This is a genomic window from Variovorax boronicumulans, from assembly GCF_030812215.1.
In the GTDB taxonomy this organism is placed as follows: Bacteria; Pseudomonadota; Gammaproteobacteria; order Burkholderiales; family Burkholderiaceae_C; genus Variovorax; species Variovorax boronicumulans_C.
Genome location: NZ_JAUSSG010000019.1, coordinates 1 through 21,733, shown reverse-complemented (window position 1 = coordinate 21,733; position 21,733 = coordinate 1). Strand labels below are relative to the sequence as shown.

The 21,733-nt window shown below is 65.5% G+C and carries 17 protein-coding genes, 2 tRNA genes and 1 pseudogene; 4 read left to right on the top strand and 16 right to left on the bottom strand.

The window, feature by feature from the left end:
• The first annotated feature begins 137 nt into the window (after window positions 1–137).
• The 4 genes from J2W23_RS30980 to J2W23_RS30965 are packed head-to-tail and all read left to right on the top strand — an operon-like array spanning window position 138 to window position 3,216.
• Window positions 138–1,148, top strand: coding sequence for an acyl-CoA dehydrogenase (locus J2W23_RS30980; protein WP_307651447.1), 1,011 nt, complete (start codon window positions 138–140; stop codon window positions 1,146–1,148).
• On the top strand, window positions 1,136–1,894 hold the full coding sequence (locus J2W23_RS30975; protein ID WP_307651446.1) for a PIG-L deacetylase family protein: 759 nt from the start codon (window positions 1,136–1,138) through the stop codon (window positions 1,892–1,894). The genes J2W23_RS30980 and J2W23_RS30975 overlap by 13 nt, the downstream gene beginning before the upstream one ends.
• A gap of 9 nt (window positions 1,895–1,903) precedes the next feature.
• The gene (locus tag J2W23_RS30970) at window positions 1,904–2,509 is read left to right on the top strand and encodes a class I SAM-dependent methyltransferase (protein ID WP_307651445.1); all 606 of its coding nucleotides are present in this window, start codon (window positions 1,904–1,906) and stop codon (window positions 2,507–2,509) included.
• The gene (locus J2W23_RS30965; RefSeq protein WP_307651444.1) at window positions 2,506–3,216 is read left to right on the top strand and encodes a glycosyltransferase; all 711 of its coding nucleotides are present in this window, start codon (window positions 2,506–2,508) and stop codon (window positions 3,214–3,216) included. The genes J2W23_RS30970 and J2W23_RS30965 overlap by 4 nt, the downstream gene beginning before the upstream one ends.
• A 129-nt stretch (window positions 3,217–3,345) precedes the next feature.
• On the opposite strand, the gene J2W23_RS30960 is transcribed toward J2W23_RS30965, so the two are convergent.
• From J2W23_RS30960 to J2W23_RS30885, 16 genes and pseudogenes are all read right to left on the bottom strand, one after another.
• Window positions 3,346–3,421, bottom strand: a tRNA-Phe gene (locus J2W23_RS30960).
• A gap of 18 nt (window positions 3,422–3,439) precedes the next feature.
• Complete coding sequence (locus tag J2W23_RS30955) at window positions 3,440–4,141, bottom strand: response regulator (RefSeq protein ID WP_013539115.1); 702 nt, start codon at window positions 4,139–4,141, stop codon at window positions 3,440–3,442.
• Window positions 4,142–4,220: 79 nt separating this feature from the next.
• Window positions 4,221–6,551 carry a sensor histidine kinase gene (locus J2W23_RS30950; RefSeq protein WP_307651443.1) on the bottom strand — a complete coding sequence of 777 codons (2,331 nt, stop codon included), beginning with the start codon at window positions 6,549–6,551 and terminating at the stop codon, window positions 4,221–4,223.
• Window positions 6,548–7,141, bottom strand: a complete 594-nt coding sequence (locus J2W23_RS30945; protein WP_176659885.1) for a DUF4390 domain-containing protein — start codon at window positions 7,139–7,141, stop codon at window positions 6,548–6,550. The genes J2W23_RS30950 and J2W23_RS30945 overlap by 4 nt, the downstream gene beginning before the upstream one ends.
• Before the next feature lie 34 nt (window positions 7,142–7,175).
• Window positions 7,176–8,546 (bottom strand): 16S rRNA (cytosine(967)-C(5))-methyltransferase RsmB, encoded by a 1,371-nt coding sequence (gene rsmB / locus J2W23_RS30940; RefSeq protein WP_373424009.1) that lies wholly within the window; start codon window positions 8,544–8,546, stop codon window positions 7,176–7,178.
• 79 nt (window positions 8,547–8,625) lie between these two features.
• Window positions 8,626–9,240, bottom strand: coding sequence for a lema family protein (locus tag J2W23_RS30935; RefSeq protein ID WP_176659884.1), 615 nt, complete (start codon window positions 9,238–9,240; stop codon window positions 8,626–8,628).
• A gap of 104 nt (window positions 9,241–9,344) precedes the next feature.
• Window positions 9,345–13,574, bottom strand: coding sequence for a DNA-directed RNA polymerase subunit beta' (gene rpoC, locus J2W23_RS30930; protein WP_307651442.1), 4,230 nt, complete (start codon window positions 13,572–13,574; stop codon window positions 9,345–9,347).
• A gap of 21 nt (window positions 13,575–13,595) precedes the next feature.
• Window positions 13,596–17,720, bottom strand: coding sequence for a DNA-directed RNA polymerase subunit beta (gene rpoB, locus J2W23_RS30925; protein WP_307651440.1), 4,125 nt, complete (start codon window positions 17,718–17,720; stop codon window positions 13,596–13,598).
• A gap of 256 nt (window positions 17,721–17,976) precedes the next feature.
• The gene (gene rplL, locus J2W23_RS30920; protein WP_176659881.1) at window positions 17,977–18,354 is read right to left on the bottom strand and encodes a 50S ribosomal protein L7/L12; all 378 of its coding nucleotides are present in this window, start codon (window positions 18,352–18,354) and stop codon (window positions 17,977–17,979) included.
• 44 nt (window positions 18,355–18,398) lie between these two features.
• Window positions 18,399–18,935, bottom strand: a complete 537-nt coding sequence (rplJ, locus tag J2W23_RS30915) for a 50S ribosomal protein L10 (protein ID WP_176659880.1) — start codon at window positions 18,933–18,935, stop codon at window positions 18,399–18,401.
• A 244-nt stretch (window positions 18,936–19,179) separates the two neighbouring features.
• Entirely contained in the window at window positions 19,180–19,878 is a 699-nt protein-coding gene (gene rplA / locus J2W23_RS30910; RefSeq protein WP_176659879.1) for a 50S ribosomal protein L1, read from the bottom strand.
• Window positions 19,879–20,310, bottom strand: a complete 432-nt coding sequence (gene rplK / locus J2W23_RS30905; protein WP_013539105.1) for a 50S ribosomal protein L11 — start codon at window positions 20,308–20,310, stop codon at window positions 19,879–19,881. It lies immediately after the preceding gene.
• Window positions 20,311–20,445: 135 nt separating this feature from the next.
• Entirely contained in the window at window positions 20,446–21,057 is a 612-nt protein-coding gene (nusG, locus tag J2W23_RS30900; protein ID WP_176659878.1) for a transcription termination/antitermination protein NusG, read from the bottom strand.
• Entirely contained in the window at window positions 21,058–21,441 is a 384-nt protein-coding gene (gene secE / locus J2W23_RS30895; RefSeq protein ID WP_007831049.1) for a preprotein translocase subunit SecE, read from the bottom strand. It abuts the gene before it with no gap.
• A gap of 104 nt (window positions 21,442–21,545) precedes the next feature.
• Window positions 21,546–21,621, bottom strand: a tRNA-Trp gene (locus J2W23_RS30890).
• 21 nt (window positions 21,622–21,642) lie between these two features.
• Window positions 21,643–21,733: pseudogene (locus J2W23_RS30885) on the bottom strand (elongation factor Tu); the annotation flags it as partial.

Here is a 21,733-nt window from a genome sequence, read left to right as displayed (position 1 = left end):
TTTTTCGCGGCGCGCCCTGCCCGGTCCTACACGGCCGGAAGCCGCCCACCGACGATTCGCGTTGCATGGTTTGCCTACCGTCTGTCGAAGTTTCTTTTTCTTTCCTTCGTCAGCCCCAACCCAAACCACGCACGCCCATGTTCGATTCCGCGCCCGGCAACGCCCTGCGGCAACTGCAACTGCGCCACGGTGGCGGGTTGGCGCTGAAGCACCTGGTCGATGCCGGTATCGACGTTCTTCCGCAGCCCGGCGGCGGCCAGACCCTGGCGCGCTGGCGCGTGCTGGCCGACGTGGCGGCGCACGACCTGTCGCTCGCCAAGCTGTTCGAAGGGCACACCGATGCGTTGGCCATCCTGGCCGAACTCGACCGCGCGTCTCTCGCGACCGCGGGTTCGCTCTGGGGCACCTGGTGCGCGGAGCCACCCGATGCGCGCCTGGCGCTTCACGCAGCGCAGGGGGGTCGAATCCGCCTGACCGGCACCAAGGCGTGGTGCTCGGGCGCGGCGACGGTGACGCACGCCGTCGTGAGCTGCTGGAACACAGCGAACGAGCCGTGCCTCGCGGTCGTCGCGATGGACCAGCCCGGCATACAGGTGACCGGCGATGGCTGGCATGCCGTCGGCATGGCGGCGAGCGCCAGCGTCGACGTCCGCTTCGATCATGCAGACGCCACGGCCATCGGCCGTCCTGGCGACTACGTGAACCGCGCCGGTTTCTGGCAAGGCGGTGCCGGCATCGCGGCTTGCTGGTTCGGCGGCGCGCACGACATTGCGCACGCTGTGCATCGGCTGCGCGGGCCGGCACCGGATGCCCATCGCCTCGCGCACCTCGGCGCCATCGACGTGGCCCTGACCGCGGCGGCAGCGCAATTGCGCGAAGCCGCCGCCTGGATCGACCGGCATCCGCGGGACAACGCACGGCGCATCGCCTTGCGCGCGCGCCTTTCGGTCGAGCAGGCCGCCAACGAAGTCCTGCACCATGCCGGCCGCGCCGTGGGCGCCGGCCCGCTGTGCCGGGACCCGCGCTTCGCCCGCGCCATGGCGGACCTGCCCGTGTTCCTGCGCCAGAGCCATGCCGAGCGCGACCTGGCCGCACTCGGCCAATTCGCGGCGGACGACAAAGAGGAGCCCTCGTCATGGACGCTGTAGCACGCCGCGCCATCCGGGGAGATGGCACCACCGAAGCCGAATGGAGCAGTTGGCCCGGGCTCGCGCGCTTGCCCGCGATTGCGCCGACCGAACTGGTGCCCGCGCACGCGCGCGCCGTCGTCGTCGCACCGCACCCCGACGACGAGGTGCTCTCGGTCGGCGGCCTGCTGGCGCAACTGGCCGAATGCGGTCGGCACGTCGAAGTGATCGCCGTCACCGACGGCACCGCCAGCCATCGCGGCTCGACGCAGTGGCCGGTCGAACGGCTCGCGCGAACCCGGCCGCGGGAAAGCCGCAAGGCCTTGCAGTGCCTCGGCCTCGCCATCGAACCCATCCGGCTGGGCTTGCCCGATGGCGGCCTGAAGGCATTGCGCGCCATGCTCGCAGCCCGGCTGGTGTCGCTGCTGCGGCCCGGCGACGTGGTGTTCACCACCTGGCGGCAGGACGGCCACCCCGACCATGAGGCGACGGGCGAGGCCTGCGCGCTGGCGGCCGCGAGCACCGGCGCCCGGCTGGCGGAAGTGCCCGTGTGGGGATGGCACTGGTCGCGCCCCGGCGACATGCGCATGCCCTGGTCGCACGCCTTCCGGCTCCCGCTGAACGAGGACGCCGTGCGGCGCAAGCGCGCGGCCGTCAATGCGTTCACCAGCCAGTTGCGGCGCGATCCCTCCACCGGCTCCGGTCCGGTGCTGCGTGCCACCACGGTCCAGCGCGCGGCGCGCCCGTTCGAGGTCATCTTCCTGTGAGCCGCGACCATGCCGCATGACCAGCAGCCGTATTTCGAGGCGCTCTACGCGGCCAGCGAAGACCCGTATGCGCTGCGCCATCGCTGGTACGAGGCGCGCAAGCGCGCACTGCTGCTGGCCGCCTTGCCGCAGGCGCACTACCGGCGAGCCTATGAACCGGGCTGCGGCATCGGCGAGCTCACGCTCGCGCTGGCGCAGCGCTGCGACCATCTCCTGGCGAGCGATTTCTCGGCGCATGCCGTGGACATCGCACGCAAGCGCACCAGCGGCCTGGCCAACGTGCGCGTTGCACACCACCAGTTGCCGCAGGACTGGCCGCGCGATGCCGGCCGCTTCGATCTCATCGTGCTGAGCGAGCTGGGCTACTTCCTCGACCGCGACGACATGCACCGGCTGGCCGCCTGTTGCGAAGACACGCTCGAGGCCGACGGCATCCTGGTGGCCTGCGACTGGCGGCCCGATTTCGCGCAACGCAGTCTTTCCACCCGGGAGGTGCACGGCGCACTGGCCGCCCTGAACCTGGCGCGCCTGGCCCTGCACGAGGAGGACGACTTCGTGCTCCAGGTCTGGGCGCGCGATGGCCGATCGGTGGCGCAGCGCGAGGGCATCCGGTGATCGGCGTCGTGATTCCCGCGCACAACGAAGGCGAGCGCATCGGCGCCGCGCTGGACGCCGTGCTGCGGGCGGCCGCCCATCCGGCGCTGGAGGGCGAACACGTCGGCGTGGTGGTCGTGCTCGACAGCTGCAGCGACGCCACCGAAGCCATCGCGAGGCAACGTGGCGTGGCGCTGCTGGTGCTCGATGCGCGCAACGTCGGCATCGCGCGCGCCAGGGGCGCCGAGCTTTTCGTCGAGGCGGGAGCACGGTGGCTGGCTTTTACCGACGCCGACACCATCGTCTCGCCCGACTGGCTGGTCAAGCAGCTCGCCGAGAACGCCGACGTGGTCTGCGGCCTGGTGGACGTGGCCGACTGGAGCGCGCACGGTGTCGACGGCGGCGGGCTGCAGTCGCACTTCGCGCGCCACTATGTCGCCTCGGACGGGCACCGCCATGTGCATGGCGCCAACCTGGGCGTGGCGACCGAAGCGTATTGCCGGGTCGGTGGTTTCGAGCCGCTGGCATGCAGCGAGGACACGGCCCTGGTCGAAGCCCTGCAGGCTTCCGGCGCACGCATTGCATGGAGCGCCGGCCCGCGCGTCACGACCAGCGCGAGAACCGATGCACGCGCCCGCGGCGGCTTCGGCGACACGCTGCTCGCGATGGTGGCGTCGCTCGCGGTGAAGCCGCCCGATATCGTCCTGCGCAAGGGGTCCGTGGCTTGAGCCGCTGGTTCGCGAGAACGTCAGCCATGACGGCATGTCGGCGCAGCAACGATCCGAACCGAAATCTTGCCGCGGGAACACAACGAAAAAGGCGCTACAGCTTTGATAGCTGTAGCGCCTTTACGAATTTGGTGGCCTGGGGCGGAATCGAACCACCGACACGCGGATTTTCAATCCGCTGCTCTACCAACTGAGCTACCGGGCCTTTGTGTGCAGCCCTAGATTATACAGCGCTTCTGCGCCCTCTTGAAAGATCGACACCAAGTTGTTTGAGCTTGCGATAAAGATGGGTGCGCTCCAGGCCGGTTTTCTCGGCGACGCGGGTCATCGAGCCGTTCTCCATCGCCAGGTGAAATTCGAAGTACGCCTTCTCGAATCCGTCGCGCGCATCGCGCAGCGGGCGATCAAGGTCGAAGCTCTGGGTCGATTGCGGACCTGCATCCGGAACCGGCACCGAGGCCAGCGATGCCATCAGCATGCTGTCGCCCGTCGTGGTGATCGCTGCTGCCTGATGGCCGCCGACCGGCGCGGGCACCACGCCCGCAGCGGCGCGCCGTGCGCTCTCGCGTGCGAGCCCCTGCTCCACGGCCTTGAGCAGCTTCTGCAGCGTGATCGGCTTTTCGAGAAAGGCGAAGGCGCCGATGCGCGTTGCGTCGACCGCGGTGTCGATGGTGGCGTGGCCGCTCATCATGATGACCGGCATGCTCAGGAGGCCGGCTGTGGACCACTCCTTGAGCAGCGTGACGCCGTCGGTGTCGGGCATCCAGATGTCGAGCAGGACGAGATCGGGCCGCGCGCGTTGGCGTGCGGCGCGCGCCTCGGCTGCGTTCTCCGCGAGTTCCACGTTGTGGCCTTCGTCATTGAGAATTTCGAAGAGCAGGTCCCGGATGCCCAGCTCGTCATCGACCACGAGAATGTTTGCCATGAGTGCTGCTTGTTGTGTGCGCTGGTATGTGTTTGTCCGCTGGCCTGTCCAGCGCCCTCGCGCTGGATTTCGTTGGCGCTCAGGCGGTGGAAGACTTCGAGTCTTCGGTGTGAGCGACCGCTGCCCGCGGCTCGCCTGCCAGCGCGAATGATAGCGAGACTTGCGCCCCTGCCACAGCCCCGTCGACAACACGGTTGGAAAGCTCGATGCGCGCGCCGTGCTCATCCGCGATCTTCTTGACCACCGCGAGCCCCAAACCGGTACCTTTTGTTTTCGTCGTGACGTAGGGTTCGAAGGCGCGCTTCAGAATATTTTCTGCAAAGCCCGGGCCGCTGTCCTGCACCGTGAGGCGCACGCGCTGGCCCGAATCGCCCAGCCGTGTGCGAATGACGACCTCGCCCGCCCTGCCCGTGCTGCTGGCCGCGGCCTCGGCGGCGTCCTGCGCGTTCTGCAGCAGGTTGTGAATGACCTGGCGGATCTGCTGCTCGTCGCCGCGAATCGGCGGGCAGCGCACGTCGAGCTCGGAGCGCAGCGCGATCGGCAGGTTCTCGGCGTGATAGAGCTGCAGCACGTCGGCCAGCAGCGCATTGAGATCGACCGGCTTCAGGTCGGCCGCGGGCAGCCGCGCGTAGTCGCGGAATTCGTTCACCAGCCGCTTCATCGCATCGACCTGGTCGACGATGGTCTTCACCGACTTCACCAGGATCGCCTGCTCGGGCGCCGCCACCTTGCCCGAGAGCTTCATCTCGAGGCGTTCGGCCGAAAGCTGGATCGGCGTCAACGGGTTCTTGATCTCGTGCGCCAGGCGCCGCGCCACCTCGCCCCAGGCCTGCGCGCGCTGGGCCGAGACGATCTCGGAGATGTCGTCGAACACCAGCAGCCGCGCGGCGCCGGGCAGCTCGGCGCCGCGCGCGACGAGGTTGATCACACCGTCCTGCTGCGGCAGGTCGGTGCCGGTGGCGTGCAGCTCGAAGGCGTGCTGCCAGTGGTCCAGCCCGTGCTGCATGCGCTCGACCTGGAACTCGTCGAACTGCTGCTGCACCTTGGCGCCGAAGTCGGCCAGGCCCGGCACGTCGACAAGCGCCTGGCCTTCGTAGGCCGCCAACGGCGAACGCAGCACGCGGGTGGCGCCCGGGTTGGTCGAGAGCATCGTGCCCTTGGCGTCCAGCACGATCACGCCCGAGGTCAGGTTGTCCAGGATGGTCTGCAGGTTGGCGCGAGCCGCGTCGAGCTGGCCCATGGTCTTCTCGACCGCGCCGCGGGCGTCGGCCAGTTGCTGCGTCATGACGGCGAACGAGCGCGTGAGGCCACCCAGCTCGTCCTTGCCCTGCAGCACGACGGTGGGCCGCAGGTCGCCGGCGGCCACCTGGCGCACGCCATCGGCCAGCACGAGCAGCGGGCGCGCAAGCTGATTGCCGAACAGCACGGCCAGCAGCACCGCGCCGAACACGGCGAGGAACAGGCTCAGTGTGAGCGTGCCGATGTACATGCGGCGCAAGCCCTCGCGCGCGAGCGCGCGCTCCTGGTATTCGCGGTTCGCCTCCTGCACGGCCAGCGCATTGGCAACGACGGCCGGCGGCAACAGTCGCGTGACCTGCAGGTAGCGCGGCGCAGTGTCGAAATCGAAGCCCGGCCGCTGCACCATGGCGAGCGCGCGCACGCTAGCGGCGGGCGGCGTCGCACCGGGCACGACGTTTTCGTCCAGCCCCTCGACGTGCGCGAGCGGGCGGTCGGGCCGCACCTGGCGGAACTGCTGTGCGGTCGGCCGCTCGGGGTTGAGCTGAAAGCGCGAAGTGCCCGCGCCGGCGATGAGCTGGCCGGAGCCGGTCCACAGCACCACGTCGCTCGCCTCGAGCTGGTCGCGAATACGCTCCAGCGCGAGGCCGGCGCTCGCATCGGAGACCTGCGACAGCTGCACGCTCGCGGCACGGGTCTTTGTGGCCAGGTCGTCGGTGAGCGAGTCGAGCGTGGCGCGCCCGAGGTTCAGGCCCGCTTCGAGCGCGCCCTCGACCTTGACGTCGAACCAGCTCTCGATCGAGCGCGCGACGAACTGATAGGACACCACGTAGACCAGCGCCCCCGGCACCACGCCCACCAGCGCGAAGATGGCCGCCAGCTTGATGAGGAGCCGGCTGCCGAACTTGCCCTGCCGCAGCCGCCGCAGCAGCCGGAACGCGACCCAGCCAATCACCAGCACGAGCAGCACCGCCACCACGACGTTGATGCCGAACAGGCGCGCGTAGTAGCGCTCGTACAGCTCCCGGTTGTTGGTGGCCTGGGCCAGCAGGAACATCAGCACCAGGCCGATGGCCGTGACCATGGCCGCGCCGACACCCACGGCCCAGCGCATCGCGCGCGAGCGGCGTGCGGCGGGCGTGGCCGCTGCGCCGCTGCGCGGCTTGCTGCTCACCGCTGCTTCTCCAGCGCGAGGCGCGCGGTGCGTTCGGCCGAGATGTTCCAGTCGGCCTGACCGACCACGCCAATCTGGAACGGCCGCGGCAGCTGCGAGGTATCGAGGCGGAAGCGGAACGTCACCTGGTGCAGCGGGTCGTCGCCGATCTCGGCCGCATCGCCCATGCGCAGCCGGCCGATGCGCTTGATGGCTTCGAGCGCATCGCCCAGGCTGTCGAAATTCTGGTTCAGGGAGATGCCGAAGCCGGCGGCACCGGTGATCGGCACCGGCGACACGTTGAGCCGCCAGCGGCGTGTGAGCGGCTGGTAGGCCAGCCGCATGTGGCGCGTGACCTGGGCGACCTTGCGGTCGGTCCAGTACCAGCGCTCCTGGTACATCTCGGCCTCGGCCACGAAATAGATGGCGATGCCCTTGTCGAGCACCTCCTCGACCAGCGAGGGCAGTTCGAACTGCACGGCAGCGCTCAGGTAGACGCCGTCCTCGGCCTGCTCCAGGCGCATCTGGGTGACCGCCGCGCCCGGCCGGCTCTGCGCGGCGGCCGGGGCCGGCAGCCATGCCAGCAACAGTGTCCAGGCCAGCAGGAACACGGCCAGCAGGACCGCTCGGCGCGGCCGAGCGGACTCAGCGTTTTTCAAGCAGTGCGTAGAAGAAGCCGTCGTGGTCACCTGAGGGATTGTCCGGGACGCCACGGACATTCCCCCCGCTTTGGGGCAGCAAATGGCCCGGGGACGGTTGCAATCGCGCGTCAGTGTTGTGTGCAAGGAACGCATCAATTTGTTGCGAGCCCTCTTCCCGGAAGACGGAACAGGTGCAGTAAAGGAGCCGTCCGCCGGGCCGCACGAGCGGCCAGAGCGCGGCCAGGAGCGCGGCCTGCTGGGCGGCCAACTGGGCGGTGTCGCTCTCGCGGCGCAGCCAGCGGACGTCCGGATGGCGGCGCACGATCCCCGAGGCGGTGCACGGGGCGTCGAGCAGGATGGCGTCAAAGGGCGTGCCGTCCCACCAGTCGGCGGGGCGCGCCGCGTCGGCCACCACCACCTTGGCCTGCAGGCCGAGGCGGGCCAGGGTTTCGTCGATCCGGCGGCTGCGGACGGGGTCGACCTCGAGGGCGATCACCTCGGCGGCACCTGGGCCGGCCAACTCGAGCAGATGCGCGGTCTTGCCGCCGGGGGCGGCGCAGGCGTCGAGCAGGCGCAGCGGGGCGGCGCCGGGCTTCGCCGGCAGCAGACCTTCGAGCAGCAGGGGCGCGGCCATTTGCGCGGCCGCGTCCTGCACCGAGCAGGCGCCGTCGGCAAAGCCGGGCAGCTGCTGTACCGGCCGCGCGCGTCCCAGCTGGAGGCCGCTGGTGCCGATGCGCGTGGCCGCAAGGCCGGCCGCCTCCAGCTCTGATAGATATGCAGCAGCCGTGGACTGCTGGGCGTTGACGCGCAAGGTCATCGGTGCCTGGGCGTTGTCCGCATTCAATATCCGCTGCCAGTCGCGGGGATGGTCGCGCTTGAGCTTCTCGATCCACCAGCGCGGATGGTTCCATTGCGCGACCGGTTCCTGGTCGGTGATGGCAACGAGTTCATCGCGCTCCCGGAGAAACCGGCGCAGGCATGCGTTGATGAAGCTGGCCTGCGCCCGGGTCGCCGGGTTGCGCTTGGCCGCTTCGACCGCCTGATCAACCAGCGTGAAGGGCTCGTAGGGCGCGCGTTCGGCGTCCCAGGCGAGGCCCAGTGCGGTGCAAAGCAAGGCGTCGGGCAGCGGCGGCGGCGTGCGCTTGGCCAGGTGGCGGCGCAGCGCCTCGGCGCGGCCGAGCCAGCGCAGCACCTGGAAGCCGAGCGCCTGCACGCCGGGCCGCAGCGCGGGCTCGACCGCCTCGAAAGCGACGGAGCCCGAGGTGCCGGCGCGAATCGACGCCAGCGCCCCTGCCGTCAATTGCAGCTGGCGCCACAGCGGTGGCTGCAGCGAGGGCGCTGCGTTGCCGGGGGAATCGGAAGGTAGTTCGGACAAGTTGGGGCGGATGGTAAAGGGCGGGCCAAAGGCACTACGCCGTGCAATGTAAAGAAGGGGAAGACGTCCTGTCAGCCTCTTAGCGCAGGGGCGCGGCCGGACGCAGACGCACGGCCCATGCCACCAGCAGCGCCGGGAACTGGACGATTGCCTCGTTGTAGTTCCGCACCGCCAGATTGAACTGGCTGCGCGCGATTTCCGCGGCTGCCGAGGGTTCGGGCCAGGCGATCGGCTCGGCCGTGCTCGGCGCCGCCACAACGGCAGCGGCAGCGCCAGGCTGCGCCGCCACAGGCCGGGAAAGCGTCCCGTCGGCATCGAAGACCGTCACCGCATCCGGATGCTGGCGCTGCCAGGCGGAAATCAGCACCTGCAGCGCCGTGCCCAGCGCGGCCATGCCCCCGGCATCGAGCGGATGCAGCCGCGTTGCGCCCAGCAAGGTGGCCAGTTGGGTGGTGGCCGCCTGCAACGGCGCGATCGACGACAGGAGCTCCTGCGACGACTCGCCCGTCTGTGGCGCGGCGCTGATGCTGGCCTGGACGAAATCGAGCTGCCTGCCCAACGCCGCGTCGAGCGTCGCATAGGACTGCAGCACGGCCGCGCGCAGGCGCACCAGCCGGTTGTAGGCGCCGACAAACCAGAACAACAGCACTGCAATGACGATCCAGCTGGCCAGCGATTCGGGCAACACGCTCATCGGAAACGACACCTCATCATCAGGAAAGCACAAAGAAAAACGCCCCCAAACCGGAGGCGGTCGGGGGGCGTGGGGTACCGGTCATGGCCGGTGATGCTAGCCGGTTATTCGGTCGCGGCGCCTTCGCTGGCGTCAACCGTGCTCGTCGCATCGCTCGAGGAACCCGCCAGTTCGGCGGCTTCGGATTCGGCGATGGCGCGGCGCTCGGCCTCGTCCATCTGGTCCTTGACCTTGCGAGCCTGGTGGTAGGCCATGCCGGTGCCTGCGGGAATCAGGCGGCCGACGATGACGTTTTCCTTCAGGCCGCGCAGCTCGTCGCGCTTGCCCATGATCGCGGCTTCGGTCAGCACGCGCGTCGTTTCCTGGAACGAAGCGGCCGAGATGAACGAGTCGGTCGAGAGCGATGCCTTCGTGATACCCAGCAGCAGGTTCGTGAACGTCGCGGGGATCTTGCCTTCGGCGCGCAGGGCGTCGTTGGTGTTGAGCATTTCGCTGCGTTCGACCTGTTCGCCGGAGATGTAGCCGGTCTCGCCGATGTTGTCGACCACGACGCGGCGCAGCATCTGGCGAACGATCACCTCGATGTGCTTGTCGTTGATCTTCACACCCTGCAAGCGGTACACGTCCTGCACTTCGTCCACGATGTAGCGCGCCAGTTCTTCCGAACCCAGGAGGCGCAGGATGTCCTGCGGGTCCGCCGGACCGTCGACCACCGACTCGCCCTTGTTCACCACCTGGCCTTCGTGCACCAGGATGTTCTTTTCCTTCGGCACGAGGTCTTCCCAGACCGTGCCTTCCGGATCGGTGATCTGCAGGCGGATCTTGCCCTTGGTCTCTTTACCGAACGACACGGTACCGGTCATTTCGGCCAGCATGCCCTTGTCCTTCGGCGAACGGGCTTCGAACAGCTCGGCAACGCGCGGCAGACCGCCGGTGATGTCGCGGGTCTTCTGGCCTTCGACCGGAATACGCGCCAGCACTTCGCCAGGGCCCACGTCCTGGCCGTCGCGGATCTGCACCAGCGCCCCGATCGGGAAGCCGATCGTCACCGAGTGGTCGGTGCCCGGGATCTTCACTTCGGCGCCGGAGGCGTCGATGAGCTTGACCTGCGGGCGCACGACCTTGGCAGCGCCGCGGCGCTTCGGATCGATCACGACCAGGGTCGACAGGCCGGTCACTTCGTCCACCTGCTTGGCGACCGTGAGGCCTTCCTCGACGTTCTCGAACTGCGTCTTGCCGGCGAACTCGGTGATGATCGGGCGCGTCAGCGGATCCCAGTTGGCGAGCACGTGGCCGGCCTTGATCTGCTGGTCGGCCTTGACGGCCAGGGTCGCACCGTACGGCACCTTGTGGCGTTCGCGCTCACGGCCGTGCTCGTCATGAATGACGATCTCGCCCGAACGCGAAATCACGACCAGCTCGCCCTTGCTGTTGGTCACGTAGCGCATCGTGGCGTTGAAGCCGATCGAACCGTTCGACTTGGCTTCCACGCTCGAAGCGATGGCCGCACGAGAAGCGGCACCACCGATGTGGAAGGTACGCATCGTCAGCTGCGTGCCGGGTTCGCCGATCGACTGCGCCGCGATCACACCGACGGCTTCGCCGATGTTGATCAGGCCGCCGCGACCCAGGTCGCGGCCGTAGCAGGTCGCGCAGATGCCGAAGCGGGTTTCGCAGGTCAGTGCGGTGCGGACCTTGACTTCGTCGACGCCCTGGGCTTCCAGGACTTCGATGTTGTCTTCGTCGAACATCTCGCCGGCCTTCAGCAGCACCGAACGGTTTTCCGGGTGCAGCACGTCGTCCGCAGCCGAGCGGCCGAGGATTCGGTCGCGCAGCGACTCGATCACTTCACCGCCTTCGACGATGGCGCGCATCAGATAGCCGCCGTGCGTGCCGCAGTCCTGCTCGGTCACGACCAGGTCTTGCGTCACGTCGACCAGACGACGGGTGAGGTAACCCGAGTTCGCCGTCTTCAGCGCCGTGTCGGCCAGACCCTTACGGGCACCGTGGGTGGAGATGAAGTACTCCAGCACGTTCAGGCCTTCGCGGAAGTTCGCGGTAATGGGCGTCTCGATGATCGAGCCGTCAGGCTTGGCCATCAGACCACGCATGCCGGCCACCTGGCGAATCTGCGCTGCGGAACCGCGGGCGCCGGAGTCGGCCATCATGTAGATGGAGTTGAACGACTCCTGCTCGACTTCCTTGCCGTGGCGGTCGATGACCTTCTGCTTCGAGAGCTTGGCCATCATGACCTTCGACACTTCGTCGCCGGCCTTGCCCCAGATGTCCACCACCTTGTTGTAGCGCTCGCCGGAGGTCACGAGACCGGAGACGTACTGCTGTTCGATCTCCTTCACTTCCTTGGCCGAGCGCTCGATGATGCCGTGCTTCTCGGCGGGCACCAGCATGTCGTCGATCGCGATCGAGATACCGGCCTTGGTCGCCAGGCGGAAGCCGTTCTGCAGCAGCTTGTCGGCGAACACCACGGTCTCTTTCAGGCCGCACTTGCGGAACGAGACGTTGATGAGCTTGGAGATTTCCTTCTTCTTCAGCGCCTTGTTGATGTTCGCGAAGGGCAGGCCCTTGGGCAGGATCTCGGACAGCAGGGCACGGCCCACGGTGGTGTCCACGAGCGAGGTCGACGGCGTGAAGACGCCGGTTTCCTTGTCCTTGGTGTATTCCGTGATGCGCACTGCCACCTTGGCGGTGAGCTCGACTTCGTTGGCGTCGAGCGCGCGCTGCACTTCACCGATGTCGGAGAAGATCAGGCCCTCGCCCTTGCCGTTGATGCGGTCGCGGGTCGTGTAGTACAGACCCAGCACCACGTCCTGCGAAGGAACGATCGACGGTTCGCCCGAAGCCGGGAACAGCACGTTGTTGGAGGCCAGCATCAGCGTGCGGGCTTCCATCTGCGCTTCCACCGACAGAGGCACGTGAACGGCCATCTGGTCGCCGTCGAAGTCGGCGTTGAAGGCCGCGCAAACCAGCGGGTGCAGCTGGATCGCCTTGCCTTCGATCAGGATCGGCTCGAACGCCTGGATGCCCAAACGGTGCAGCGTAGGCGCACGGTTCAGCATGACCGGGTGTTCCTTGATCACTTCTTCCAGGATGTCCCAGACCACCGGCGTGCCCGATTCGACTTCCTTCTTGGCAGCCTTGATCGTCGTCGCGATGCCCATGGCTTCCAGGCGCGAGAAGATGAAGGGCTTGAAGAGTTCGAGCGCCATCAGCTTGGGCAGGCCGCACTGGTGCAGCTTGAGCGTCGGGCCCACCACGATGACCGAACGGCCCGAGTAGTCGACGCGCTTGCCCAGCAGGTTCTGGCGGAAACGACCGCTCTTGCCCTTGATCATGTCGGCCAGCGACTTCAGCGCGCGCTTGTTGGCGCCCGTCATGGCCTTGCCGCGACGGCCGTTGTCCAGCAGCGAGTCGACCGCTTCTTGCAGCATCCGCTTTTCGTTGCGCGCGATGATTTCCGGGGCCTTCAGCTCCAGCAGGCGGCGCAGACGCGAATTGCGGTTGATGACGCGGCGATACAGGTCGTTCAGGTCGGAGGTCGCGAAGCGGCCGCCGTCCAGCGGCACCAGCGGACGCAGGTCCGGCGGCAGCACGGGCAGAACGTCGAGCACCATCCACTCGGGCTTGATGCCCGACTTGCGGAAGGCTTCCAGAACCTTCAGGCGCTTGGAGTTCTTCTTGACCTTGACTTCGGAGCCGGTCAGGTCACCGCGCAGGCGTTCGATCTCGCTGTCGAGCTCGATGCCTTCCAGCAGGTCCTTGATGCCTTCGGCGCCCATCTTGGCGACGAATTCGTCACCGTATTCCTTGCGCTTGGCGTCATAGTCGTCCTCGGACATGATGCCGAACTTCTTCAGCGGGGTCATGCCGGGGTCGGTGATCACGTAGGCTTCGAAGTACAGCACGCGTTCGATGTCGCGCAGCGTCATATCGAGCACGAGGCCCAGACGCGACGGCAGCGACTTCAGGAACCAGATGTGGGCGCAGGGCGCGGCCAGGTCGATGTGACCCATGCGCTCGCGACGCACCTTGGTCTGCGTGACTTCAACGCCGCACTTCTCGCAGATCACGCCGCGGTGCTTCAGGCGCTTGTACTTGCCGCACAGGCACTCGTAGTCCTTGATGGGGCCGAAGATCTTGGCGCAGAAGAGACCGTCGCGCTCGGGCTTGAACGTGCGGTAGTTGATCGTCTCGGGCTTCTTCACTTCACCGAAAGACCACGAACGGATCTTCTCGGGCGAAGCCATGCCGATCTTGATGGCATCGAAATGCTCATCGGGCGTGAATTGCTTGAACAGGTCGAGTAGCGATTTCATAAGACTCTTTCCCTTTTCAAATTAAGAACGCTCGAGCTCGATGTCGAGCCCCAGCGAACGAATTTCCTTGACCAGCACGTTGAACGATTCCGGCATGCCGGCTTCGATCGAGTGTTCGCCCTTGACGATGCTTTCGTACACCTTGGTACGGCCTTGCACGTCGTCGGACTTCACGGTCAGCATTTCCTGCAGGACGTAGGCGGCGCCGTAAGCTTCCAGCGCCCACACTTCCATTTCCCCGAAACGCTGGCCGCCGAACTGCGCCTTGCCGCCCAGCGGTTGCTGGGTGACGAGCGAGTACGGACCGGTCGAACGGGCGTGCATCTTGTCGTCGACCAGGTGATGCAGCTTCAGGAAGTGCATGTAGCCGACGGTGACGGGACGCTCGAACTGGTCGCCGGTGCGGCCGTCGTACAGGTACGCCTGCGTGCGCGTATCGGTCAGGCCCTTGAGCTTGGCGATGTCGTCCGGATAGGCGAGCTTCAGCATGCCGCGGATTTCTTCTTCCGAGGCGCCGTCGAACACCGGCGTGGCAAATGTCGCGCCGCTTTGCAGGTTGGCCGCCATGGCAAGCACGTCGGTGTCGCTCAGTTGCGCGAGGTCTTCCGGACGGCCCGAGCCGTTGTACAGCTGCTCCATGAACTTGCGCACTTCGGTCACCTTGGCCTCTTGCTGCAGCAGGTCGCCGATGCGCTGGCCGATGCCCTTGCCGGCCCAGCCCAGATGCACTTCGAGCACCTGGCCCACGTTCATCCGCGAAGGCACGCCCAGCGGGTTCAGGCAGATGTCGCACGGCGTGCCGTCGGCCATGTGGGGCATGTCTTCGACCGGAACGATCTTGGACACCACACCCTTGTTGCCGTGACGGCCGGCCATCTTGTCGCCGGGTTGCAGGCGGCGCTTGACGGCCAGGTAGACCTTGACCATCTTGAGCACGCCCGCGGGCAGCTCGTCGCCTTGCGTGAGCTTCTTGCGCTTTTCTTCGAACGCGAGGTCGAAGCTGTGGCGCGTCTGCTCCAGCGAGTTCTTGATCGACTCGAGCTGCGTGGCCACTTCGTCTTCCGCCGGGCGGATGTCGAACCAATGGAACTTCTCGACCGACGACAGGTAGGCCTTGTCGAGCTTGGTGCCCTTGGCCAGCTTGTTCGGGCCGCCGTTGGCAACCTTGCCGGTCAGCAGCTTCTCGATCCGGTCGAACGCGTCGGCTTCGACGATGCGAAGCTGGTCGTTCAAGTCAAGGCGGAAGCGCTTGAGTTCATCGTCGATGATCTGCTGGGCGCGCTTGTCGCGCGTGATGCCTTCGCGGGTGAACACCTGCACGTCGATCACGGTGCCTTGCGAGCCCTGGTCCACACGCAGCGAGGTGTCCTTCACGTCGGAAGCCTTCTCGCCGAAGATGGCGCGAAGCAGCTTCTCTTCAGGCGTGAGCGTGGTCTCGCCCTTCGGCGTGACCTTGCCCACCAGCGTGTCGCCCGGTTGCACTTCGGCACCGACATAAATGATGCCGGATTCGTCCAGGCGGTTGAGCTGCTGCTCGGCCAGGTTCGGGATGTCGCGCGTGATTTCTTCTGCGCCCAGCTTCGTGTCGCGAGCCATCACCACCAGTTCCTCGATGTGGATCGAGGTGTAGCGGTCTTCGGCAACGACGCGTTCGGAGATCAGGATCGAGTCTTCGAAGTTGTAGCCGTTCCAGGGCATGAACGCGATCAGCATGTTCTGGCCGAGGGCCAGCTCACCCAGGTCGGTCGATGCGCCGTCGGCGATCACGTCGCCCTTGGCGATCTTGTCGCCGCGCTTGACGATCGGACGCTGGTGGATGTTGGTGTTCTGGTTCGAACGCTGATACTTGATCAGGTTGTAGATGTCCACACCGACTTCACCGGCCGCCGCTTCGGCGTCGTTCACGCGCACCACGACACGGGTCGCATCGACGTAGTCGACGATACCGCCGCGCGAAGCCGTGACCACGGTGCCCGAGTCGACCGCGGAAACGCGCTCGATACCGGTACCGACCATCGGCTTTTCGGGGCGCAGCACGGGCACGGCCTGACGCTGCATGTTGGCGCCCATCAGCGCGCGGTTCGCATCGTCGTGCTCCAGGAACGGCACGAGCGAGGCAGCCACCGACACGATCTGCGCGGGCGACACGTCCATGTACTGGATGCGTTCGGCACCGACCAGGATCGATTCGCCGGCTTCACGCGCCGAGACCAGGTCGCCGGTCAGCTTGCCGTCCTTGTCCAGGGCCGCATTGGCCTGGGCGATGACGTACTTGCCTTCTTCGATGGCCGAGAGGTAGTCGATGTCGTTGGTGACCTTGCTGTCGACCACGCGACGGTACGGCGTCTCGATGAAGCCGTATTCGTTCAGGCGGGCGTACAGGGCCAGCGAGTTGATCAGGCCGATGTTCGGGCCTTCGGGCGTTTCGATCGGGCACACGCGACCGTAGTGGGTCACGTGCACGTCGCGCACTTCGAAGCCTGCACGTTCACGCGTCAGACCACCCGGGCCAAGGGCCGACACGCGGCGCTTGTGGGTGATTTCGGACAGCGGGTTCGTCTGGTCCATGAACTGCGACAGCTGCGACGCACCGAAGAACTCCTTCAGCGCGGCCGAGATCGGCTTGCTGTTGATCAGGTCGTGCGGCATCAGCGGCTCTTGCTCGGCCTGACCCAGACGTTCCTTCACGGCTTTCTCGATACGGGCCAGGCCGGTGCGGTACTGGTTTTCGGCCAGTTCGCCGACGCAACGCACGCGGCGGTTGCCCAGGTGGTCGATGTCATCGACTTCGCCGTTGCCGTTGCGCAGGTCAACGAGGATCTTGACCACGGCCAGGATGTCTTCGTTGGTCAGCACCATCGGGCCGGTCGATTCGTCGCGGCCGACCTTGGCGTTGAACTTCATGCGGCCCACGCGCGACAGGTCGTACGTGTCCGGGTTGTAGAACAGGCGCTGGAAGAGAGCCTGCACCGCGTCTTCCGTCGGCGGCTCGCCGGGGCGCATCATGCGGTAGATGGCCACGCGCGCTGCGAATTCGTCGACGGTTTCGTCGATGCGCAGCGTTTGCGAGATGTACGCGCCCTGGTCCAGTTCGTTCGTGTAGATGACCTGGATGTCCTGCACGCCGGCCGTGCGCAGCTTTTTCAGCAGCGCTTCGGTCAGCTCGTCGTTGGCCTTGGCCAGGATTTCACCCGAGTCGGCGTCCACGATGTTGCGGGCGATGACGCGGCCGACCAGGAAGTCTTCCGGCACGCTGATGTGCGTGGTGTTCGACTGTTCCAGTTCGCGCGTGTGGCGCGCGGTGACGCGCTTGTCCTTGGCGACCACGACCTTGCCCGACTTGTCGGTGATGTCGAAGCGCGCGACTTCGCCGCGCAGGCGCTCGGAGACGAACTCCATTTGCGCGCCGCTGTCCATCAGGCGGAAGTTGTCGTTCACGAAGAAGTTCGCGAGGATCGATTCCGGATTCAGGCCGATGGCCTTCAGCAGGATCGTGACCGGCATCTTGCGGCGACGGTCCACGCGGAAGTACAGCATGTCCTTCGGGTCGAACTCGAAGTCGAGCCACGAGCCGCGGTAAGGAATCACGCGGGCCGAGAACAGGAGCTTGCCCGAGCTGTGCGTCTTGCCCTTGTCGTGTTCGAAGAACACGCCGGGCGAACGGTGCAGCTGGGACACGATCACGCGCTCGGTGCCGTTGATGATGAACGAACCCTTCTCGGTCATGAGCGGCACTTCGCCCATGTAGACCTCTTGTTCCTTCACTTCCTTGACCACCTTCGACTGCGACGTCGACGACTCGCGGTCATAGATGATGAGCTGGACCTTGGCGCGCACGGCCGAGGCGAAGGTCAGACCGCGGGTCTGGCACTCACGCACGTCGAAGGCCGGCTTCGCGAGGTTGTACTCGAGGAACTTCATCTCGACGAAACCGTTGTGCGAGACGATCGGGAACGCGGCGTCGAACGCGGCCTGCAGGCCTTCGACGGTGCGTTGTTTGGGGGCGATGCCGGCTTGCAGGAACGCGGTGTACGCGTCTTTCTGCATCTGCAGCAGGTAGGGGATTTCGACGACGCTGTCGCGGTTACCGAAACTTTTTCGGATGCGCTTGCGTTCGGTGTAACTGTACGCGGACGATTGGGCCATGAGAGCTCCGGAGCTTGAGATCTTCAGCGACTTGTCAGCAATGCCGGGCGAACGGCACCACTGCTTGGCGGCTGGCCACTACCAGCCGTTGGCGGACAGCGATGCGTTGCACATCGCCCGAACCAAGGGGTCTTCTGCAGTCGGGGTCAGAAGACACTCGAAAAACGCATCGGGATCGCGTCTTTCGGGTGCGCTCTGAAAGCGGCAAAGGCTGGAGGGCCTTTTCAGGCGCCTCCAGCCCTCTAGGGGGTCTGAATTACTTCAGTTCCACCTTGGCGCCGGCTTCTTCCAGCTTCTTCTTGGCGGCTTCAGCGTCAGCCTTGGACAGGGCTTCCTTGATAGCCTTGGGAGCGGCTTCCACCAGGTCCTTGGCTTCCTTGAGGCCCAGGCCGGTGATTTCGCGCACAGCCTTGATGACCGACACCTTGTTCGCGCCGACATCGGCCAGCACGACGTTGAATTCGGTCTGTTCTTCAGCCACGGCAGCAGCAGCACCGCCACCAGCGCCGGCCGGGGCGGCCATTGCTGCGGCGCTCACGCCGAACTTCTCTTCGATGGCTTTCACCAGGTCGTTGAGTTCCAGGACCGTCATGCTGTCGAGCGCGGTCAGAAATGCGTCTTTATCGAATGCCATTTTTGTTTCCTAACAATTGGGTTGAATATTTCAAACGCAAGGCTTTAAGCAGCCTGCGCTTCTGCCGGTGCATCGGCGACGGGTGCAGCTTCGCCTTCGCCACGCTTCGCAGCCAGCGCCGCGAGAACGCGTGCCGTGCGGGAAACGGGGGATTGCATCAAGCCCAGCAATTGCGACAGCAGCACTTCCTTGGAAGGGATGTTGGCCAGTTGCTTCACGCCGTTGACGTCCAGGGCCTTGCCACCAAACGCGCCACCACGAATCACCAACTTGTCGTTGGTCTTCGCGAAGTCGGCCACCACCTTGGCGGCGGCCACTGCGTCTTCGGAAAAGCCGTAGATCAGCGGACCGGTCATCTGGTCACCGACGACTTCGAATGCGCTACCAGCGACAGCACGGCGTGCCAGCGTGTTCTTCAACACGCTGAGGGTCACACCCTTGCTGCGAGCTTCGCTGCGCAGTTTGGTCATATCGGCAACCGTGATGCCACGGTATTCCGCCATCACGAGCGTTTGAGCTTTAGCGGCGAGGCTGGTCACATCACTGATGACCGCTTCTTTCTCACTGCGATTCAGACTCAAGGTCTACTCCTTTTAATGCGACCTTCGGCCGGGGCCTCGGATCGCGCTTCATGCAGCGACCAACTGTCAGGAACAAAAATCAAATTCCTTGCAGTGGGATCGCCATCTGCGCTGGATACCGGAAAGATCGATCCGGCCATTAAGTGCAGCGCCCTGCACACCAGCGGTCTTGGATGGCTCGCGGCAACCGAAGCTGCCGCGACCCACCACATCCGCCCTACCCTTTCGGGCAGGGCAAATCTCTTTAGCTCGCCGAGATGGTTTGCGTGTCCACGCGGACACCCAGACCCATGGTCGACGACACAGCCACCTTGCGCAGGTACACGCCCTTGCTGGTCGCCGGCTTGGCCTTGACCAGAGCGTCGATCAGCGCGGCGAGGTTGCCCTGCAGCTTGTCGTTGTCGAACGAGCGACGGCCAATCGTGCCGTGCACGATGCCGGCCTTGTCGACGCGGAACTGAACCTGGCCGGCCTTGGCGTTCTTCACGGCCGTGGCGACGTCCGGGGTCACGGTGCCAACCTTGGGGTTGGGCATCAGGCCGCGCGGGCCGAGGATCTGACCGAGCGTACCGACGACGCGCATGGCATCGGGGGCAGCGATCACGACGTCGAAAGGCATGTCGCCAGCCTTGACCATGGCAGCGAGGTCGTCCATGCCGACGATGTCGGCGCCGGCGGCCTTGGCTTCTTCAGCCTTGGCGCCCTGGGCGAACACGGCCACGCGCTTGGTCTTGCCGGTGCCGTTGGGCAGCACGACGGCGCCACGAACGACCTGATCCGACTTCTTCGCGTCGATGCCCAGTTGCACGGCCACGTCGATCGATTCGTCGAACTTGGCGGTGGCGGCTTCCTTGACGATGCCGATTGCGTCAGCCAGCGGGTACAGCTTGTTGCTGTCGACCTTGCCTTCGAGCGCTTTTTGCTTCTTGGTGATCTTGGACATTTACACGCCCTCCACATTCACGCCCATCGAGCGGGCAGTACCGGCAATGGTGCGAACTGCGGCGTCCATGTCGGCGGCCGTCAGGTCCTTCATCTTGGTCTTGGCGATTTCTTCGAGCTGAGCGCGCGTGATCTTGCCGACCTTGTCCAGGTGCGGACGAGCCGAACCCTTGTCCAGCTTGATCGCCTTCTTGATCAGCACGCCGGCGGGCGGCGACTTGATGATGAAGGTGAAGCTCTTGTCGGCGAAGGCGGTGATGACCACCGGCAGCGCCAGACCCGGCTCGTAGCTCTGCGTCTGCGCATTGAACGCCTTGCAGAACTCCATGATGTTCAGACCACGTTGGCCCAGCGCGGGACCGATCGGTGGTGATGGGTTGGCCTTACCAGCTGGCACTTGCAGCTTGACGAAGCCGACGATTTTTTTCGCCATTTTTTGCTCCTTGCGGGTGATATCGCCTCGGCTTTCGCCTGGGCTCCCCGGGGTTAAACGACTCTTCTGCTCAAGGCCGCGCACCGAGTCGGATAGCGCACAGCCGAAAATGGTTCAGGCCTCGTGGCCCGGGGCTCAGGTCTTCTCGACCTGGCTGAATTCGAGTTCGACGGGCGTCGAGCGGCCGAAAATCATGACCGACACGCTGACCTTGCTCTTCTCGTAGTTGACGTCTTCCACCGTGCCATTGAAGTCGGTGAAGGGGCCCTCCTTGACGCGCACGAATTCACCCACTGTGAACTCGACCTTGTGGCGGGGCTTCTCGGTGCCCTGCTGCATCTGGCTGACGATGTCCTCAACCTCTTTTTGCGAGATCGGGGCCGGGCGGTTCTTGGCGCCACCCACGAAACCGGTCACCTTGTTGGTGTGCTTCACCAAGTGCCAGCTCTCGTCGTCCATGATCATTTCGACCAGCACGTAACCGGGGAAGAAGCGACGCTCGGTGGTGCGCTTCTGGCCGTTCTTGATCTCGACCACTTCTTCGGTCGGAACCAGGATGCGACCGAACTTGTCCTGCATGCCAGCGCGATTGATGCGCTCGGTGATGTTGCGCTCGACAGCCTTCTCCATGCCCGAATAGGCATGCACCACGTACCAACGCAGATCGGGGTTGGCGGCGGGAGCCAGCACGGAGGTGTTTTCTTCCTCTGGTGCGCTCGGCGTGGTTTCAACTGCGTCGTCAGTCATTTATTTTCTCCAGCCCAGAATGAGGTCGAAAAACACCCATTCGAGCGTCTTGTCGGTGAGCCAGAGGAAGACGGACATGATCGCCACGAAGGCGAACACATAGGCCGTCATCTGCATTGCTTCCTTGCGGGTCGGCCAGACGACCTTCTTGACCTCGCGCCACGAGTCGCGGCCAAAGGCCCACAACTGACGGCCATTCTCCGAACTACCGAAGGCACCCACGGCCGCGGCCAGGCCGACCAGCAACGCAGCCCATTGCACCAGCGAGCCTTGGCGCGACAGCAGGTAGAACGCCACGATGGCGCCCACCGCCAGCACCACGGCCGCGGCCAATTTGGCCTTGTCGGCGCCCGTGCTCACGGTTTCGATTTGAGAAGTGGCCATATTCGGCTGATTTCCTGTGGTCTTTCGACCTTCAATTCAATGCGCCTCTTGAGACGCCGAAGCCCATCGGGTCGCGATGGGCTTTTTTCGGAGTGCCACCTAGGTGGCAGGGGCAGTAGGAATCGAACCTACAACCTTCGGTTTTGGAGACCGACGCTCTGCCAATTGAGCTATACCCCTCCGGTACTCTTTTCGCTCGGCTTAGATGTCGAGGATCTTTGCCACGACGCCCGAACCCACGGTACGGCCGCCTTCACGGATGGCGAAGCGCAGGCCTTCTTCCATCGCGATC

Coding starts and splice junctions, on each gene's coding strand:
- rplL (WP_176659881.1), bottom strand. CDS start 18,354: ATGGCATTCGATAAAGACGCATTTCTGACCGCGCTCGACAGCATGACG.
- J2W23_RS30980 (WP_307651447.1), top strand. CDS start 138: ATGTTCGATTCCGCGCCCGGCAACGCCCTGCGGCAACTGCAACTGCGC.
- rpoB (WP_307651440.1), bottom strand. CDS start 17,720: ATGGCCCAATCGTCCGCGTACAGTTACACCGAACGCAAGCGCATCCGA.
- J2W23_RS30970 (WP_307651445.1), top strand. CDS start 1,904: ATGCCGCATGACCAGCAGCCGTATTTCGAGGCGCTCTACGCGGCCAGC.
- rpoC (WP_307651442.1), bottom strand. CDS start 13,574: ATGAAATCGCTACTCGACCTGTTCAAGCAATTCACGCCCGATGAGCAT.
- J2W23_RS30935 (WP_176659884.1), bottom strand. CDS start 9,240: ATGAGCGTGTTGCCCGAATCGCTGGCCAGCTGGATCGTCATTGCAGTG.
- rplK (WP_013539105.1), bottom strand. CDS start 20,310: ATGGCGAAAAAAATCGTCGGCTTCGTCAAGCTGCAAGTGCCAGCTGGT.
- nusG (WP_176659878.1), bottom strand. CDS start 21,057: ATGACTGACGACGCAGTTGAAACCACGCCGAGCGCACCAGAGGAAGAA.
- J2W23_RS30975 (WP_307651446.1), top strand. CDS start 1,136: ATGGACGCTGTAGCACGCCGCGCCATCCGGGGAGATGGCACCACCGAA.
- rplA (WP_176659879.1), bottom strand. CDS start 19,878: ATGTCCAAGATCACCAAGAAGCAAAAAGCGCTCGAAGGCAAGGTCGAC.
- secE (WP_007831049.1), bottom strand. CDS start 21,441: ATGGCCACTTCTCAAATCGAAACCGTGAGCACGGGCGCCGACAAGGCC.
- J2W23_RS30955 (WP_013539115.1), bottom strand. CDS start 4,141: ATGGCAAACATTCTCGTGGTCGATGACGAGCTGGGCATCCGGGACCTG.